The sequence below is a fragment of the Sulfitobacter sp. NFXS29 genome, assembly GCF_040148765.1.
Classification (GTDB): Bacteria; Pseudomonadota; Alphaproteobacteria; order Rhodobacterales; family Rhodobacteraceae; genus Sulfitobacter.
The window spans coordinates 30,762-45,512 of the sequence record NZ_JAGDED010000013.1 but is presented as its reverse complement, the minus strand read 5'-3'; the positions used below and the strand labels follow the sequence as shown (position 1 = coordinate 45,512).

Annotated in this window: 18 protein-coding genes; 7 read left to right on the top strand and 11 right to left on the bottom strand. The window is 60.6% G+C overall.

Annotated features, from left to right (window positions below; translation table 11 throughout):
• The 8 genes from J3456_RS17345 to iscR all read right to left on the bottom strand — a co-directional run bounded on the left by J3456_RS17345 (window position 1) and on the right by iscR (window position 7,223).
• Window positions 1-579, bottom strand: a complete 579-nt coding sequence (locus J3456_RS17345) for a YIP1 family protein (protein WP_349581457.1) — start codon at window positions 577-579, stop codon at window positions 1-3.
• A gap of 1 nt (window position 580) precedes the next feature.
• Window positions 581-1,063, bottom strand: a complete 483-nt coding sequence (locus tag J3456_RS17340; RefSeq protein ID WP_349581456.1) for a YIP1 family protein — start codon at window positions 1,061-1,063, stop codon at window positions 581-583.
• The gene (gene sufD, locus J3456_RS17335; protein ID WP_349581455.1) at window positions 1,063-2,343 is read right to left on the bottom strand and encodes a Fe-S cluster assembly protein SufD; all 1,281 of its coding nucleotides are present in this window, start codon (window positions 2,341-2,343) and stop codon (window positions 1,063-1,065) included. The genes J3456_RS17340 and sufD overlap by 1 nt, the downstream gene beginning before the upstream one ends.
• Entirely contained in the window at window positions 2,343-3,098 is a 756-nt protein-coding gene (gene sufC, locus J3456_RS17330; protein WP_067625310.1) for a Fe-S cluster assembly ATPase SufC, read from the bottom strand. The genes sufD and sufC overlap by 1 nt, the downstream gene beginning before the upstream one ends.
• Before the next feature lie 83 nt (window positions 3,099-3,181).
• A complete protein-coding gene (locus J3456_RS17325) occupies window positions 3,182-3,988 on the bottom strand; it encodes a polysaccharide pyruvyl transferase family protein (protein WP_349581454.1) in 807 nt (268 codons plus the stop codon).
• The gene (sufB, locus tag J3456_RS17320; RefSeq protein ID WP_120352208.1) at window positions 3,988-5,511 is read right to left on the bottom strand and encodes a Fe-S cluster assembly protein SufB; all 1,524 of its coding nucleotides are present in this window, start codon (window positions 5,509-5,511) and stop codon (window positions 3,988-3,990) included. The genes J3456_RS17325 and sufB overlap by 1 nt, the downstream gene beginning before the upstream one ends.
• A 36-nt stretch (window positions 5,512-5,547) precedes the next feature.
• Complete coding sequence (locus J3456_RS17315; RefSeq protein WP_349581453.1) at window positions 5,548-6,648, bottom strand: cysteine desulfurase family protein; 1,101 nt, start codon at window positions 6,646-6,648, stop codon at window positions 5,548-5,550.
• 113 nt (window positions 6,649-6,761) lie between these two features.
• Window positions 6,762-7,223, bottom strand: a complete 462-nt coding sequence (gene iscR / locus J3456_RS17310) for a Fe-S cluster assembly transcriptional regulator IscR (RefSeq protein ID WP_349581452.1) — start codon at window positions 7,221-7,223, stop codon at window positions 6,762-6,764.
• Window positions 7,224-7,395: 172 nt separating this feature from the next.
• Between iscR and J3456_RS17305 the strand changes: the two genes are divergently transcribed.
• From J3456_RS17305 to J3456_RS17290, 4 genes are all read left to right on the top strand, one after another.
• Entirely contained in the window at window positions 7,396-8,049 is a 654-nt protein-coding gene (locus tag J3456_RS17305; protein ID WP_093926309.1) for an alpha/beta hydrolase, read from the top strand.
• Window positions 8,049-8,285, top strand: a complete 237-nt coding sequence (locus tag J3456_RS17300; RefSeq protein WP_349581451.1) for a hypothetical protein — start codon at window positions 8,049-8,051, stop codon at window positions 8,283-8,285. Before J3456_RS17305 ends, J3456_RS17300 begins: the two co-directional genes overlap by 1 nt.
• On the top strand, window positions 8,282-8,866 hold the full coding sequence (locus J3456_RS17295; protein ID WP_349581450.1) for an HD domain-containing protein: 585 nt from the start codon (window positions 8,282-8,284) through the stop codon (window positions 8,864-8,866). Before J3456_RS17300 ends, J3456_RS17295 begins: the two co-directional genes overlap by 4 nt.
• Window positions 8,867-8,962: 96 nt before the next feature.
• Complete coding sequence (locus J3456_RS17290; RefSeq protein WP_067942253.1) at window positions 8,963-10,177, top strand: NADP-dependent isocitrate dehydrogenase; 1,215 nt, start codon at window positions 8,963-8,965, stop codon at window positions 10,175-10,177.
• Between the two features lie 308 nt (window positions 10,178-10,485).
• Here J3456_RS17290 and J3456_RS17285 read toward each other — a convergent pair whose 3' ends face one another.
• Entirely contained in the window at window positions 10,486-10,692 is a 207-nt protein-coding gene (locus J3456_RS17285) for a DUF6356 family protein (RefSeq protein WP_349581449.1), read from the bottom strand.
• 115 nt (window positions 10,693-10,807) lie between these two features.
• On the opposite strand from J3456_RS17285, the gene J3456_RS17280 reads away from it, so the two are divergent.
• The 3 genes from J3456_RS17280 to typA all read left to right on the top strand — a co-directional run bounded on the left by J3456_RS17280 (window position 10,808) and on the right by typA (window position 13,571).
• Window positions 10,808-11,266: an Lrp/AsnC family transcriptional regulator gene (locus J3456_RS17280; RefSeq protein ID WP_349581448.1), complete on the top strand. Its 459-nt coding sequence runs from the start codon at window positions 10,808-10,810 to the stop codon at window positions 11,264-11,266.
• Between the two features lie 11 nt (window positions 11,267-11,277).
• Entirely contained in the window at window positions 11,278-11,607 is a 330-nt protein-coding gene (locus J3456_RS17275; RefSeq protein WP_067626829.1) for a DMT family transporter, read from the top strand.
• Window positions 11,608-11,753: 146 nt separating this feature from the next.
• Window positions 11,754-13,571: a translational GTPase TypA gene (gene typA / locus J3456_RS17270; protein ID WP_259944410.1), complete on the top strand. Its 1,818-nt coding sequence runs from the start codon at window positions 11,754-11,756 to the stop codon at window positions 13,569-13,571.
• 85 nt (window positions 13,572-13,656) lie between these two features.
• On the opposite strand, the gene J3456_RS17265 is transcribed toward typA, so the two are convergent.
• Both J3456_RS17265 and J3456_RS17260 read right to left on the bottom strand, forming a co-directional pair.
• Window positions 13,657-14,418, bottom strand: a complete 762-nt coding sequence (locus J3456_RS17265) for a phosphatase PAP2 family protein (protein WP_349581446.1) — start codon at window positions 14,416-14,418, stop codon at window positions 13,657-13,659.
• Window positions 14,419-14,463: 45 nt separating this feature from the next.
• Window positions 14,464-14,751, bottom strand: coding sequence for a DUF1330 domain-containing protein (locus J3456_RS17260; RefSeq protein WP_269344486.1), 288 nt, complete (start codon window positions 14,749-14,751; stop codon window positions 14,464-14,466).

Here is a 14,751-nt window from a genome sequence, read left to right as displayed (position 1 = left end):
TTAAACTCCTTGGGCGGTGAGCCCGATCAAAGACAGCAAGAGGCCAAGACCCAGCAAGACCCCAAGCGCAGCCCCTGCCAGCACGGCGGCAGCGTGCAACAGCCCCGGCAATTGCAGCAGTTCGGCCACGAAATTCAGCAGGATCCAAAGACCCCAAAAGGTAACGACGAAAGAGGCCAGCAGCGCGACAGGTGGCAGGGCCAGGGTCAGCAGAAGGATCCCCAGCTGCGCACAGAGCCGCAGCGCTTGCAGCCACACAACAGCGGCCAAGAGCGGTTCAACCGCGCCCTGCCCGCCCATAGCCCTGCCGACCCAAGAGAGCGCGTACACATAGAGCAGCATCAACCCTGCCAGCAGCGCAAATAGCACAAGTGGCGATTGAAAATAGGTCGGGAGCGCCATGGCGGGGGGCGCGATCACAAACATCGCCGAGATCACCAGCGCGTTCAGCGCCGCAACCAAGGCGAGCGATGTCCAAATCACCTCTCGCCCCAACGGCAGGGCCGCGATCGTCTGCGCCGCTGTACGGGGGCTGCGCAGCGTGGTTTGCGCAAGTTGGGTCAGGGAAGCAATGTCCATCTCAGCCCCGCTGCGCCGCAAGCAGGCCCGCGACCCAGAACCAGAAAAAGACCGCCAACCAAACGACGCCCACGATCTGCGCCTGCACGCCCGGCCCGATAAAGCCTAGCGCAAGGCCCAGCAACAGCAGGATCGGCGCGGAGGCGAGAAGCGACCAAACCAACGTCAACCGCACCGCATAGCCGGTGAGCCGCTGCCCCGCGATGCGGCTGATCGCCCAAACCATCGCCGCCAGACCATAGAGCAGCATCGGCATCACGAAGATCCAGAAGAACGCGCTCCAATACTGCCGCACGGCCAGCGGTCCTTCGGGGTCAAGATGCGCCGCGCGGGCTTGATAAGGGGACAGGGCCACGAAAATCAGCAGCCCCGCCATCAGCGCGAACATCAGCACGCGCACCTCGTTGCGGCCTTGCGCCAGCAGCCCCGACATCACTTTGCCGGGGCCGCGATAGGTCGCAACGATATCGCTGGTGACAGCCATCAGGCGCTACGACGCTCCAACCACGCGCTGAGACGCCCGTTGATCTCCTCGCGCAGACCCTCTGCTTCGATCTCTTCCACCGCTTCGGCAAGGAAGGCCAGTGTCAGAAGGTCGGTCGCCTCGGCATGGGACACGCCGCGGGCGCGGAGGTAGAACAGCGCCTCTTCGTCAATCGCACCAGAGGTCGAGCCATGCGAACAGGCCACGTCATCGGCGTAGATCTCAAGTTCAGGCTTGGCGAGGAACTGGCTGTCGCCGTCCAGCAAAAGCGACTGGCTGATCTGATAGCCATCGGTTTTCTGCGCGCCTTCCTTAACGAGGATTTTGCCTTGGAACACGCCTGTCGCACCATTGCGCAGCACCTTCTTGAAGACCTGACGGCTTTCGCAATTCACCGCGTCATGGGTGATGAAAACCGTGTCGTCATGATGGAAGTCACCATCACCGACGCAGGCACCGGCCACATGGGCCGAGGCATCATCGCCGGTGAGCTCGATCACGCATTCGTTGCGCGTCAGCGCGCCGTTCACGGTGACGGTGAAGCTCTTGAACAGCGACTCGCTGCCGAGACGGGTGAAGATATGTGTCGCAGCCCGGCGCTCATGATCGCGGCCCTGTGCACGGACATGGTGGAAGCGCGCGGTGTCGGCCACTTCAACCTCCATCACGGTGTTGAAGCGCGCGGCAGCGGGGCCGTTCTCCAAAAGCGTCACTTCGGCGCCTTTTTCAAGCTTCACAACGTGGTGCAACATCGCATCCGAAGTCTCTGATTTATGGGTATAAACCAGATTGATCGGCTTGCTCACTTGGCCTGTGACATGGATCAGCACACCGTCACTCGCGAAGGCTGTATTCAACGCGGCCAGCGGGCGTTGGACCGGTTTTTGGCCGTTCTTTTCCAGCGTACCATAGAGGTCACGCGCCCAATGCAGGTCGCTGTCCGTCGCCGCAAGCCGTTCGATGCTGACGCCTTCCAGCGACAGATCGTCGGAGGCTTCGGCGTCGAATTCACCGTCGACGAAGACGATCCGCAGACGGTCGGTATCGTCGAAAAGCGGTGCCTCGCCGTGATCGAAAATCGCAGCGGGCAGTGCCTCGGGTTGCGTCAGCGTGTCGGGGCGGGTGAACTTCCAATATTCATCCCGGCGTTGCGGCAGGCCCATGGCACGGAGCCGCGCCAGCGCGTCCTCGCGCGCCGCCTGGGCCCAGCCACCCTGCGGCATGCTGAGCCGTGCGATCATCGCCTCGGTCGGGGTTTCTTGCAGTTTCGCTTCGGCCATTATGCCACCTCAGCGAGAATGTCTGCGTAACCGTTATTCTCGACTTCAAGAGCAAGCTCGGGGCCACCGGTCTTGATGATGCGACCGTCGTGCATGATGTGCACAACGTCAGGTTTGATGTGGTCCAAAAGACGCTGGTAGTGGGTGATGACAAGGAAACCACGGCCTTCGGTGCGCAGGGCGTTCACGCCTTCGGCGACCAGTTTCATGGCGTCGACGTCAAGGCCCGAATCCGTCTCGTCGAGGATGCACATCTTCGGCTCAAGCATGGCCATCTGCAGGATTTCATTGCGCTTTTTCTCACCACCCGAGAAGCCCATGTTCACGGGGCGCTTCAGCATGTCGGCGTCGATCTTTAGATCCTTCGCCTTGGCGCGGATTTCCTTAAGGAAGTCTGCCGCCGACATTTCCTCTTCGCCGCGCGCTTTGCGCTGTGCGTTCACCGCTGTGCGCAGGAAGGTCATGTTGCCAACGCCGGGAATTTCAACGGGGTATTGGAAGGCAAGGAAAAGGCCCGCCGCGGCGCGCTCTTCGGGCTCCAAGTCCAGCAGGTCTTCGCCTTCGAGCGTGGCGGAGCCTTCGGTGACCTCATAGCCATCCTTGCCCGAGAGCACATAGCTCAACGTCGACTTGCCCGAGCCGTTCGGCCCCATGATGGCGTGTACTTTGCCAGCTTCGACTTCCAGATCGACGCCTTTGAGGATCTGCTTGTCCTCTTCTTCCAGTTTCACCTGCAGGTTCTTGATGCTCAGCATTTCGGTCTCCTTCTGGCGCGATTTGCGCCGCAATTCATGCTATTTCAGTGTTATCTCAGGGGCTTGCCCCTGCGTGTTAAAGTTCATGCCGCCCCCTCATGGGCACAGAGCGCGGCGGGAAAGTGTTCGATCAGCGCCGCGCGGCAGGCAGCAATGCCGTCGTGATAGGCCAGCGGCGCATCGGGTTTGCGGGCCGCCGGAATATCGGTCAAGGCCATCGGCACGCGCATGTCACGGCCCACCGAGGCGGCGTAGTCGTGGAACTTGAGCCGTCCCTGCCCTTCGGGTGCGACCCAAGTGTTCGCCACGCCGTAGGCATCCGCCGTAATCAGCCCGTGGAGGGATGAGGCAAAGACATGGGCGCAGGATGCGATGGCGGCGCAGACATGCTCTACCGGGTCGCGCGGATCGATCAGCACATAGGCGCTGTCGGAGGCCACGAGGTCCAGCAGTTCGGGAGCATCGGCGAGCGTATGATGCGGCACAATACCGATCTTGTCGCCGCGCGGTGCATCGCTTGGCAAAACCTCGTTCACCAGAAGCCCGGGATCGCCGAAAGCGTCAGTCTCCACCCCCAAAAGCGCCGCGGTCACCGGACCGCGCAGCAATGCGATCTCGATGTTTTTCAAAAACGCACGTCCCCCTGCGGGACGCAGCAGACCACTGCCCCAGATCACCGGCTTGGCCCCGTCGCGCGGCGTGTCGAAGGTGCGCCGCACGATTTGCAAGAGCGAGCCAAGACCAAAGACATCCGCCGCGTCCACCGACGCATGGACCACCCGCCGCCCTGAGACATGGCTCAGGATCAGCGGGCTCAGCGCATCGCCGAAATTCGGCTGCGCCTTCCACCAATGCAGGCGGAGGGGGGTATGCGCCGCAGCAAGGCTCATCAGCCGACGGAGCCTTCCAGCGAAATGGCCACCAGCGCTTGCGCTTCCATGGCGAACTCCATCGGCAGGGCTTGCAGCACGTCCTTGCAGAAACCGTTTACAACCAGCGCCACGGCCTCTTCCTCGTCCATCCCACGCGAGCGGCAGTAGAACATTTGATCGTCGTCCACCTTGGAGGTGGTCGCCTCATGCTCGACCCGGCTGCTGTTATTTTTGACTTCAATGTAAGGCACAGTATGCGCCCCGCATTCTGAGCCGATCAGCAAGCTGTCACACTGGGTATAGTTGCGCGATTCTTTGGCCTTAGGGTGCATCGACACGAGGCCACGGTAGGTGTTCTGCGCCTTGCCCGCCGAGATGCCCTTGGACACGATGCGCGACTTGGTGCGCTTGCCGAGATGGATCATCTTGGTGCCGGTGTCGGCCTGCTGCATGTTGTTGGCGATGGCGATGGAGTAGAACTCGCCTTGGCTGTCGTCGCCGCGCAGAATGCAGGAGGGGTATTTCCACGTCACGGCAGAGCCGGTTTCGACCTGCGTCCACATCACCTTGGCGCGGTCGCCGCGGCAGTCGGCACGTTTGGTCACGAAGTTATAGATGCCGCCTTTGCCGTCCTCGTCACCGGGGTACCAGTTTTGAACGGTGGAGTATTTCACCTCGGCATCTTCTTCGATGATGATCTCAACGACGGCGGCGTGCAGTTGCGACTCGTCACGCTGGGGCGCGGTGCAGCCTTCGAGGTAGGACACGTAAGAGCCCTTGTCGGCGATGATCAACGTCCGCTCGAACTGGCCGGTGTTTTCGGCGTTGATACGGAAGTAGGTCGACAGTTCCATCGGGCAGCGCACGCCCGGCGGCACGTAGACGAAGGAACCATCAGAGAAGACAGCGGAGTTCAGCGTGGCGTAGAAGTTGTCCGATACGGGCACAACCGAGCCGAGGTACTTCTTCACCAGTTCGGGATGCTCGCGGATCGCTTCGGAGATCGAACAGAAGATCACCCCAGCCTTTTTCAGTTCCTCTTGGAAGGTCGTCCCGACCGACACTGAGTCAAAAACCGCATCGACGGCCACTTTGCGGCCCTCCGCAGGGGCATCTTCGGCCCCTTCGACACCAGCAAGGATCATCTGCTCTTTCAGCGGAATACCCAGTTTCTTGTAGGTGTCCAGCAGCTTGGGGTCCACGTCATCAAGCGACTTGGGCTTTTCCGCCATGCTTTTCGGACGCGCATAGTAATACTGGTCCTGAAAGTCGATCTCGGGGTAATCGACCATTGCCCAGTCGGGCTCTTTCTTGGTCAACCAACGATCATAAGCCGCGAGGCGCCATTCAAGCATCCACTCCGGCTCTTCGTTCTTTTCCGAGATCAGCCGCACGATGTCCGGCGTCAGCCCCTTGGGGGCGTATTCCATCTCAATGTCGGTGGACCAGCCGTATTTGTATTTGCCGCCGACTTCGCGCACGGCATCCACGGTTTCCTGGTCGACGCCTTCCTTGACGCCATCATTCTCTTTCAGGGTCATATTTTCCAAGGTTTCAGTTCCTTTCCGTGGCGGCGCTCAGGCGGCCCGCGTTTCGTGCTTTTTCAGTTTGGCGGTCCAGCTTGTGGCGAACCGCAGGATATCTTCCCGGGTGGTGTTCAGGCCCAGCGACACCCGGATCGCGCTGGCAGCCTGTGTTTCATCAAAGCCCATGGCGCGCAACACGGCACTGGCGCGGACCTTGCCGCTGGAACAGGCCGATCCCGCCGAAATGGCAAAACCGGCGAGGTCCATTTGCATCACTTGGGTCTCGCCCTTCCAGCCGGGCGTAATGATGCATGAAGTGTTGGGCAGGCGCGCAGCGCTTTTCCCTACAAAAATAGTCAGACTTGTGGCATCCGCAAGGGTCGCTTCCAACAAATCACGCTGTTCTGCCACCTCTTCCCACCGCCCCGCAGAGACATCTGCCGCCGCAGCCTCTGCCGCCGCGCCGAAACCTGCGATGGCGGGGATATTTTCGGTCCCCGAGCGGCGCCCCATCTCCTGCCCGCCGCCGCGCAAAAGCGCGTGTTCGGCCAAATCGATGCCGCGTTTGACGATCAACGCGCCGATGCCCTTGGGCCCACCCAGCTTATGCGCCGAGACAGGGATGAAATCCGCCCCCGACGTGGCCATTTTGAACCGCGTTTTGCCAAGGGCCTGCACCGCATCGACCAAAACATAGGGGCTGTTCTCCATCGCCCAGCACTGTTGCGCCAAGGGCATGGTTTGTTGCAGCACGCCAGTTTCGCTGTTGGCAGCCTGAAGAGCGACCAGATCAGCGCCCGCCGCAGCGGTCAGATCACCGTCCCAAACGCCATGCGCATCGACGCCCAAACGATCCGCCTGCCCCCATGAGAGCACCGCGTCATGCTCCACGGCGGATGTCACCACCCGCGCGCCCATCGCAGCCGCCAGCGCCGCCGCCTCTGTTGCACCAGAGGTGAAAATCACATCGACAGGGTCACAACCCACAAGCCCAGCCACCTGCACCCGCGCGCGTTCGACCACAGCCTTGGCCGCACGGCCTTCGGCATGGACCGAGGAGGGGTTGCCGGGCAGATCCATCGCCGCGATCATCGCCGCGCGCGCCTCCGCCCGCAGCGGCGTGGTCGCGTTATGGTCGAGGTAGACCCGCATCCTTCATCCTTTTCCAAATACCGCGGGGGTCCGGGGGCAGCGCCCCCGAAATCCAACATCGCCACCCGCGCAGGCCACAACGGCCAAAGCGCGCCCGCTGCCCAAAACCACCCTCACGTCTCATCCACCACGGCAAAGAGGGTCGGCACCGCCGGACAGGGGGCCAACTCGTTATCCACCACATCCGACAGGCGGGTCTGGTGCAAGAAAACATAGACATGCGCGCTCAGCCCCTGCCAAAGCCGGTTGGTCAGCGATTGCGCCCGGCTGCCCGAAAGCCCGCCCGAGGCACCTGCCCCCTTGTGCATCGCATCCACCGTCTCATCCACCGCGGAAAGCACATCGACCACGCGAATATCCGTAGCCGGGCGCGCCAGACGGTAGCCCCCGCCCGGCCCCCGGACAGAGGTCACCAGCTCGGCCCGCCGCAGTTTGACAAACAACTGTTCGAGATAGGGCAAAGACACCGACTGTCGCTCGGCAATGTCACCCAGTGACACCAGCGTCCCCGCAGGCTGTAGGGCAATATCGGCCAAAGCGACCATCGCGTAGCGCCCTTTGGTGGATAGCTTCATCGTCTTACCCTCACTCGCCGTGCCATTTGATTGACGTGGGCGGCTTAAATGCCTAAGTCCAAAGACTGACCCACGCGACACTGCGCGGAACCAGATTAGAACCGTTCTAAGGTGGCCTAGCGAATTCGTCAACTATTCGCGGCGATCTTTGAACCCCCAGACAGGGACACCCATGCCCGAGGTTATTTTTCCCGGACCCGAAGGCCGCCTTGAAGGCCGCTACCACCCCCAAAAAGAACGTGACGCCCCAATTGCCATCGTGCTGCATCCGCATCCGCAGTTCGGCGGCACGATGAATCACAAGGTCGTCTATAACCTGCACTATGCGTTCTACAACATGGGTTTCACCGTGTTGCGCTTTAACTTCCGCGGCGTAGGCCGCAGCCAGGGTGAATACGACCAAGGCATCGGCGAATTGTCCGACGCGGCTTCGGCGCTTGATTACTTGCAGTCGATGAACAACAACTCCAAGCATTGCTGGGTTGCTGGTTTTTCCTTCGGCGCATGGATCGGCATGCAACTACTGATGCGCCGGCCTGAGATCACCGGCTTCATCTCGGTCTCGCCGCCCGCGAATATGTACGACTTTTCGTTCCTCGCGCCCTGCCCGGCCTCAGGTCTGGTCATCAACGGCACTGCCGACCGCGTGGCGCCGCCTGCGGACACGACCAATCTGGTCAGCAAGCTGCATGAGCAAAAAGGCATCACGATCACCCATCAGGAAGTCGAAGGCGCCGGGCACTTCTTTGAAGAGCCGCATATGGACACGTTGATCACCTCGACCAGCGACTATGTGAAACGCCGTCTGACGGAATCCACGCGCTGATGGCGGATGCGGTCGTTATCGAACTGGCCAACAAGCTTGCCGAGGAATGTCTCGCCGTGCAGGCCGAGACCGGTGAGGAGCGGCTGTTTATCGAAGTTGGCGAGGTGCTTGGCGCCTCGTCACAAACCCTTGAAGAAGCCTTTTTGACGGCGATCCGGACGCGGATGGCCAATGACAAGGCCCGCGGTTTTCTTGCCCGCAAACTGCGCGATCATCGCGGCAAGGCAGGCGCATGACCGAGCGGCTCGACCAGCAGATCGCCTTTCTCAATGAGGCCGATAAGCTCAAGACAATCCTGCGCGGCACTACGCTGTGCGACGCAAGCCGGGCGGAAAATTCAGCCGAACATTCATGGCATTTGACGCTCTACGCGCTGGTTCTGGCCGATCAGGCCGGTCCGGAGGTGGAGATCAACCGTGTCATCAAGATGCTGATCCTGCACGATCTTGTCGAGATCGACGCGGGCGACAACCCGATCTTCGGCGATTATGACGCCGCTGAAATGGAAGCGCAGGAACAAATCGCCGCCGACCGCATCTTTGGCCTGCTGCCCGCCGATCTGCGGGACGCATTGCGCAGCATCTGGGAAGAGTTCGAAGCCGCCGAGAGCCCTTCGGCCCGCTTTGCCAAATCGCTCGACCGGTTCCAACCCCCGATGCAAAACCTCGCCTCAGGCGGGGGCAGCTGGACCGATTACAATGTTTCGGAAGCGCAGATCGAAGAGAAGGTTGGCCGCAAGATCGCCATCGGCGCCCCTGCGCTTTGGTCCTACGCCCGGGCCCGTATCAGCAGCTTTTTCGCCGGGGTCGGCGCCTGACCGCGAGCTTCGGCATACCATGGTATACGATCTTTCTCTTTGGCCCCCGATAGGCTAAAGCACGGTTAAATACATCCCCAACCAAAGGAATTCGTCATGTCGAAGATTAAGGTAGAAAACCCCATCGTCGAACTCGACGGCGATGAGATGACCCGGATCATCTGGGATTTCATTAAGAAAAAGCTGATTACGCCCTATCTTGACGTTGACCTGAAGTATTACGACCTCGGTATGGAAGTGCGGGACGAGACCGACGACCAGATCACCGTCGACGCGGCCCATGCGATCCGCGAGCATGGCGTCGGCGTGAAATGCGCCACCATCACCCCCGATGAGGCGCGTGTCGAAGAGTTTGGCCTCAAGCGCATGTACCGCAGCCCCAACGGCACCATCCGCAACATTCTGGGCGGCGTCATCTTTCGCGAGCCGATCATCTGCCGCAACGTGCCGCGCCTTGTGCCCGGCTGGACCCAGCCGATCGTCGTGGGCCGCCATGCCTTTGGCGACCAATACCGCGCCACCGATTTCCGTTTTCCCGGCAAGGGCAAGCTGACGATCAAGTTCGTCGGTGACGATGGGGAAACCATCGAGAAGGAAGTCTTCGACGCGCCGTCCGCCGGTGTCACCATGGCGATGTACAACCTTGACGATTCGATTCGGGATTTTGCGCGCGCCTCTTTCAACTACGGTCTGAACCGGGGTTGGCCGGTGTATCTGTCGACCAAAAACACGATCCTCAAAGCCTATGACGGGCGCTTCAAAGACCTGTTCCAAGAGATTTTCGACGAAGAGTTCGCCGAGGATTTCAAGAAAAAGAACATCTGGTACGAACACCGCCTGATCGACGACATGGTCGCCTCGGCGATGAAATGGTCGGGCGGCTATGTCTGGGCCTGCAAAAACTACGACGGCGACGTGCAGTCCGACACCGTGGCGCAGGGCTTTGGCTCGCTCGGGCTGATGACCTCGCAGTTGATGACCCCGGATGGCAAAATCGTTGAGGCCGAAGCCGCGCATGGCACCGTGACGCGCCACTACCGTCAGCACCAGAAGGGCGAAGAGACTTCGACCAACTCCATCGCCTCGATCTACGCTTGGACGGGCGGATTGAAGCACCGCGGCAAGCTGGACGATAACACGGCGCTGATCAATTTCGCCGAGACACTTGAGAAGGTTGTCGTGGACACGGTGGAATCGGGCTTCATGACCAAGGACCTTGCCCTGTTGGTGGGGCCGGATCAGGGCTGGCTGACAACCATGGGCTTCTTGGAGAAGGTGGATGAGAACCTGAACAAGGCGTTGGCTGGCTGAGCCGGTCGGATACTGAGACGACAAAAGGGGCCGCTGCGATGCGGCCCTTTTTTTCGTTTGCTCCTGCCACCCAGCCCGGAATCAAGCCGTAGGCGCCGGGCCATCGCCTGCCTGCCCGTCACGCCGGAGGCGTGCCGCTATATATGGGCGCACCTTTGGTGCGACCGGGTAGGCGATTTGGTGAGGCTGGGCGCGACTTTGCGAGCGCACATCACGGTAGAGCCATCAAGTGGCTTAAAGCACCGTCTGGATCGCCAACCCGCGGGCAGGCGCCGGCCCTCACCGCGAAATTGGAGCCGCGCTGACGCTCACTGCCCGCGATGATGCGTCCGGGCATAAAGCTTCGCGATGATCCCACTCGCCGTCTTCTCAAACAAACACGGGATCAGCGCATGCACCAGCGCCGCCCCCGCTGCCGCGAACAGCAGGCCAGAGAACTTCAGCGCGAAGGCCATATGTTCAAAAAACGTCTCCTCCACCTTTGCGGGGTGGTCGAGAAAGATGCGTGCGATCATGGGGAGCTCCTGTCTTTGCCTTTGCAGCACCTTAACCCAATCCCTCTGTGACGTTTTCTCAAATCCCGCCCCGCAACCCCTTGCCCATGAGAAAATTTCCCACCAAACTCCCACAATGATGACACTTAATGACATTGACCGCCGCATATTGGTCGAACTGCAACGCGACGCCAGCCAATCACTCGAAGCGCTCGGGGCCGCTGTTCATCTTTCGCGCAATGCCTGCTGGCGCCGTATCCGCACGCTTGAGAAGGCAGGCGTGATCAAGAACCGTGTCACACTCTTGGATGCCGCGAAACTTGACCTCGGCCTCAGCGTCTTCATTCAGGTGCGCACCAACGCCCATGCGCCCGATTGGTTGGACAAGTTCTCAAGGGCCACGCAGGCCATGCCCGAAATTCTCGGCGTCTACCGGATGACCGGTGATCTGGACTATTTGATCCGCGCGCGGGTTCGGGATATGGCGGGGTATGATCGCCTTTATCAGGACCTGATCCGCCGGGTGCCGCTGTCGGATGTTTCGGCCAGTTTCGTGATGGAGGAAATCAAAGAAACCACCGAACTCCCGCTCTGAGGAAGACCGAGATGCATTACCTGTGGCTCATCATCGCCGTGGTGGCGGAAACCCTTGGCACGACCGCGGTGCAGGCCTCGCATCAATTCACCCGGCTCTGGCCCTCGGTGGCGGTGGTGGTTTTCTACATGATCTCTTTCTACTGCATGTCGCTGGCTTTGAAGGTCATGCCGGTTGGAATCGTCTATGCCTTTTGGGCGGGCCTCGGGATCGTGCTGATCGCGCTTATCGGCTTCGTGCTTTTCGGCCAACGGCTGGACCTGCCCGCTGTCCTCGGCCTTTTGCTGATCATCAGCGGCATTCTGGTCATCCATCTCTTCTCGAACAGCGCCACCCATTAAGGCCGCAGCGGCGGCACAGGTTCGCGCAGTAACAGGCACCGCGCGCCATTAGGGCTAGCAATTGTAGCCGGAGCGCGGTATGGGCGGCGCAATTATACGCGCAGCTTCAGGTTGGCGCGTCCCTCCCCTATCCAAAGGCTAACTTAATGGACCTGCGCAACATCGCAATCATCGCTCACGTCGACCACGGCAAAACGACGCTGGTGGACGAGCTTCTGAAACAATCCGGCACCTACCGCGAAAACCAGGCGACCACCGAACGCGCCATGGACAGCAACGATTTGGAGCGCGAGCGCGGCATCACCATTTTCGCCAAGCCGACCTCGGTCGTGTGGAACAACACCCGCATCAACATCGTCGACACCCCCGGCCACGCCGACTTTGGTGGCGAAGTTGAGCGTATCTTGTCGATGGTCGACGGTGTGGTCCTGCTTGTCGACGCCGCCGAAGGCCCGATGCCACAGACCAAATTCGTGACCTCCAAAGCGCTGAAACTGGGCCTGCGCCCGATCGTTGTGCTGAACAAAGTCGACAAGCCCGATGCCGAGCCTGACCGCGCGCTTGACGAATGCTTTGACCTTTTCGCCAGCTTGGATGCCACCGACGAGCAGCTTGAATTCCCGCATATGTACGCCTCGGGCCGTTCCGGCTGGGCGGATGCCGAACTCGACGGGCCGCGCAAAGACCTGACCGCGCTGTTTGATCTGATCCTTGAGCACGTCCCTGCCCCCAAGCAGATCGAAAACGCCGACAAACCCTTCACCATGCTGGCCACCACGCTTGGCGGCGACCCCTTCTTGGGCCGTTTGCTGACCGGCCGTGTGGAAACCGGCACTCTGAAGGCAGGTCAGACACTCAAAGCCATGTCGCGTGATGGCACTCTGATCGAGAACTTCCGCTGCACCAAAATCCTCGCCTTCCGCGGGCTGGAGCAGACCGCCATCGACGTGGCCGAAGCCGGTGACATCGTCTCTATTGCGGGCATGACCAAGGCGACCGTGGCCGACACGCTGGCCGATGCCTCCGTGAACGAGGCGATCCCCGCCCAGCCGATTGACCCGCCGACCATCACAGTGACCTTTGGCATCAACGACAGCCCTCTGGCAGGCCGTGATGGCAAAAAAGTGCAGTCGCGCGTGATCCGTGAGCGCCTGATGAAGGAAGCCGAATCCAACGTCGCAATCAAAATCTCCGACACACCGGGCGGCGACGCTTTCGAAGTGGCTGGTCGTGGCGAATTGCAGATGGGCGTTCTGATTGAAAACATGCGCCGTGAGGGTTTTGAGCTTTCGATCTCTCGCCCGCAGGTTCTCTTTCAAGAGATCGACGGCGTCCGTCATGAGCCCATTGAAGAAGCCACCATCGACGTGGATGACGAATACTCCGGCGCGGTCATCGAAAAGATCACCGGCACCCGCAAGGGTGAACTGGTCGAGATGAAACCAGCCGGTGCAGGCAAGACCCGCATCATCGCCCATGTCCCCTCGCGCGGGTTGATCGGCTACCACGGCGAATTCCTGACCGACACGCGCGGCACAGGCGTCATCAACCGCGTCTTCCACTCTTGGGCACCGCACAAAGGCACGATTCCGGGCCGACGCGCGGGCGTTCTGATCTCCATGGAAAACGGCTCCTCGGTGGCTTTCGCCCTGTGGAACCTCGAAGAGCGTGGCAAAATGATGATCGGCGCGCAGGCTGACGTTTACACCGGCATGATCATCGGTGAGCACAGCCGCGAGAACGATCTCGAAGTGAACCCGCTGAAGGGCAAAAAACTGACCAACGTGCGCGCCTCGGGCACCGACGAAGCGGTACGTTTGACCACGCCGATGACGCTGAGCCTTGAAGAAGCCATCGCCTATATCGACGACGATGAGCTTGTTGAAGTGACACCGAACGCGGTCCGCCTGCGCAAGCGTTACCTTGACCCGCATGAGCGCAAGCGCATGGCGAAAGCTGGCTAAGCCACGAATTTCGGTAAACAAAAACGGCAGCGCATCCCAAGATGCGCTGCCGTTTTCACATCTGACGCCGAAAAAATCGGAGAAATTATCTATCGCTTTCCTCTTTGTCGATATGCCCGCGTTTCGCCAGACTGAGCGCGGCCAACAGGCAAAGGATGGCCCAAGCACCACCCCCAAGCCAGCCTGCCGCCACATCCGTCGGCCAATGCACCCCCATATAGACACGGCTGATCCCAACGAGCAGGGTGAGCAAGACGGCAACCGCCAGCGTATAGACCTTGAGCGCCCGGCGCTTCTGCGCCCGTGCCACCATCGCTCCTAGCGTAAGGTAAGCGACAGCCGCCATCATCGAATGCCCCGAAGGAAAGCTCGCCGTGTGGACCAATGACCCATGCGGCACAAGGTCGGGGCGTGGCCTGTCAAAGAACTCCTTGGCGATACTGCTCAAGACGATCCCCCCGCCAACAGTCGCAAGAATATAGAGCGCGGTAGACCACCGCCGTTGCAACAAGAAAAAGAGCGAGACCACAACGGTCGTCAGCAGCAAGACTGCAACACCGCCCAAGGCTGTGAGGTCACGGCCGATCTCTTCCACCCACCACGGGCCGATGGGATCCGACAGATCGCCCGGCGTGCGCAGGAACAATAGGATGTCACGGTCAAGATTGCTGGTGCTGCCGGCCACGACCTCTTCGGTGAGTTCGGCCAAGGTCCAGACGGCGATGACCGAAAGGCCCATCAGGGCCAAAGTGGTCACCTCCACGTGGCGGCGGCACCATTGGGCGAAAGCAGATAGTCGGTTGAGGTTCATATGGGTCAACCGCCGTTCGGGGCGAAGGTTCCCCATCAAAGCAAGACGCCCCACCTGCTATTCAGGCGGGGCGCTCTCCAATCATTCCTCGGTTTCGACGATCATCAATTCGCGCTCAGACGCGCCGCGCGCATAGTTCAACGCAGCCTGATAAGCATCAGAATGGTAACATTTTTCCGCTGTTTCAACATCGGGGAAACGCGCCACGACATTGCGCGGCCGTTCCTTGCCCTCAAGCTGAACGAAACGCCCGCCCCGCGCAATGAACTTGCCGCCATGGGCCGCGATGGCCTCAGTGGCGCCGGCGGCGTATTTCTTATATGCCTCTTCGTCGGTGACGGTGACATGTGCAATCCAGAGTGCGCCCAT

Bases quoted from the DNA above. Each gene is read 5' to 3' on its own strand.
- J3456_RS17265 (WP_349581446.1), bottom strand. From the start codon at position 14,418: ATGGGGAACCTTCGCCCCGAACGGCGGTTGACCCATATGAACCTCAAC.
- sufD (WP_349581455.1), bottom strand. From the start codon at position 2,343: ATGGCCGAAGCGAAACTGCAAGAAACCCCGACCGAGGCGATGATCGCA.
- J3456_RS17300 (WP_349581451.1), top strand. From the start codon at position 8,049: ATGGCGGATGCGGTCGTTATCGAACTGGCCAACAAGCTTGCCGAGGAA.
- J3456_RS17280 (WP_349581448.1), top strand. From the start codon at position 10,808: ATGATGACACTTAATGACATTGACCGCCGCATATTGGTCGAACTGCAA.
- J3456_RS17260 (WP_269344486.1), bottom strand. From the start codon at position 14,751: ATGGGCGCACTCTGGATTGCACATGTCACCGTCACCGACGAAGAGGCA.
- typA (WP_259944410.1), top strand. From the start codon at position 11,754: ATGGACCTGCGCAACATCGCAATCATCGCTCACGTCGACCACGGCAAA.
- J3456_RS17295 (WP_349581450.1), top strand. From the start codon at position 8,282: ATGACCGAGCGGCTCGACCAGCAGATCGCCTTTCTCAATGAGGCCGAT.
- iscR (WP_349581452.1), bottom strand. From the start codon at position 7,223: ATGAAGCTATCCACCAAAGGGCGCTACGCGATGGTCGCTTTGGCCGAT.
- J3456_RS17305 (WP_093926309.1), top strand. From the start codon at position 7,396: ATGCCCGAGGTTATTTTTCCCGGACCCGAAGGCCGCCTTGAAGGCCGC.
- J3456_RS17345 (WP_349581457.1), bottom strand. From the start codon at position 579: ATGGACATTGCTTCCCTGACCCAACTTGCGCAAACCACGCTGCGCAGC.
- J3456_RS17315 (WP_349581453.1), bottom strand. From the start codon at position 6,648: ATGCGGGTCTACCTCGACCATAACGCGACCACGCCGCTGCGGGCGGAG.
- J3456_RS17285 (WP_349581449.1), bottom strand. From the start codon at position 10,692: ATGATCGCACGCATCTTTCTCGACCACCCCGCAAAGGTGGAGGAGACG.
- J3456_RS17340 (WP_349581456.1), bottom strand. From the start codon at position 1,063: ATGGCTGTCACCAGCGATATCGTTGCGACCTATCGCGGCCCCGGCAAA.
- sufB (WP_120352208.1), bottom strand. From the start codon at position 5,511: ATGACCCTGAAAGAGAATGATGGCGTCAAGGAAGGCGTCGACCAGGAA.
- J3456_RS17275 (WP_067626829.1), top strand. From the start codon at position 11,278: ATGCATTACCTGTGGCTCATCATCGCCGTGGTGGCGGAAACCCTTGGC.
- J3456_RS17325 (WP_349581454.1), bottom strand. From the start codon at position 3,988: ATGAGCCTTGCTGCGGCGCATACCCCCCTCCGCCTGCATTGGTGGAAG.
- sufC (WP_067625310.1), bottom strand. From the start codon at position 3,098: ATGCTGAGCATCAAGAACCTGCAGGTGAAACTGGAAGAAGAGGACAAG.
- J3456_RS17290 (WP_067942253.1), top strand. From the start codon at position 8,963: ATGTCGAAGATTAAGGTAGAAAACCCCATCGTCGAACTCGACGGCGAT.